Genomic DNA, 901 nt, shown 5'->3' with positions numbered 1-901 from the left:
GAATCTACTGACGCAATCTTTGTTCACTGCTCGGCTACCAAGCCAAGTCAGAATGTTGGTGTCCGTGAGATTCGCCAGTGGCACAAAGAGCAGGGTTGGCTCGATGTGGGATACCACTTTATCATCAAGCGAGACGGTACTGTGGAGGCAGGACGAGATGAGATGGCTGTAGGCTCTCACGCTAAGGGTTACAACCACAACTCTATCGGCGTCTGCCTTGTTGGTGGTATCGACGATAAAGGTAAGTTCGACGCTAACTTTACGCCAGCCCAAATGCAATCCCTTCGCTCACTGCTTGTCACACTGCTGGCTAAGTACGAAGGCGCTGTGCTTCGCGCCCATCATGAGGTGGCGCCGAAGGCTTGCCCTTCGTTCGACCTTAAGCGTTGGTGGGAGAAGAACGAACTGGTCACTTCTGACCGTGGATAATTAATTGAACTCACTAAAGGGAGACCACAGCGGTTTCCCTTTGTTCGCATTGGAGGTCAAATAATGCGCAAGTCTTATAAACAATTCTATAAGGCTCCGAGGAGGCATATCCAAGTGTGGGAGGCAGCCAATGGGCCGGATCCACAGGACGGGTGTGGTCGCCATGATCGCGTAGTCGATAGTGGCTCCAAGTAGCGAAGCGAGCAGGACTGGGCGGCGGCCAAAGCGGTCGGACAGTGCTCCGAGAACGGGTGCGCATAGAAATTGCATCAACGCATATAGCGCTAGCAGCACGCCATAGTGACTGGCGATGCTGTCGGAATGGACGATATCCCGCAAGAGGCCCGGCAGTACCGGCATAACCAAGCCTATGCCTACAGCATCCAGGGTGACGGTGCCGAGGATGACGATGAGCGCATTGTTAGATTTCATACACGGTGCCTGACTGCGTTAGCAATTTAACTGTGATAAA

Annotated in this window: 1 protein-coding gene and 1 pseudogene; one reads left to right on the top strand and one right to left on the bottom strand. The window is 53.2% G+C overall.

What is annotated here, in order from left to right:
- Positions 1–429, top strand: a 429-nt coding sequence (locus KI369_RS29275; RefSeq protein ID WP_212959079.1) for a peptidoglycan recognition protein family protein, incomplete at its 5' end; no start/stop codon positions are given.
- Between the two features lie 138 nt (positions 430–567).
- Here KI369_RS29275 and KI369_RS29270 read toward each other — a convergent pair.
- Positions 568–861 (bottom strand): annotated as a pseudogene (locus tag KI369_RS29270) (MFS transporter); the annotation flags it as partial.
- Positions 862–901 lie beyond the last annotated feature (40 nt).

This window comes from Bacillus sanguinis, assembly GCF_018332475.1.
GTDB lineage: Bacteria > Bacillota > Bacilli > Bacillales > Bacillaceae_G > Bacillus_A > Bacillus_A sanguinis.
Note: the sequence above shows the minus strand (reverse complement) of the source record. Positions and strands in the feature narration are given on the sequence as shown.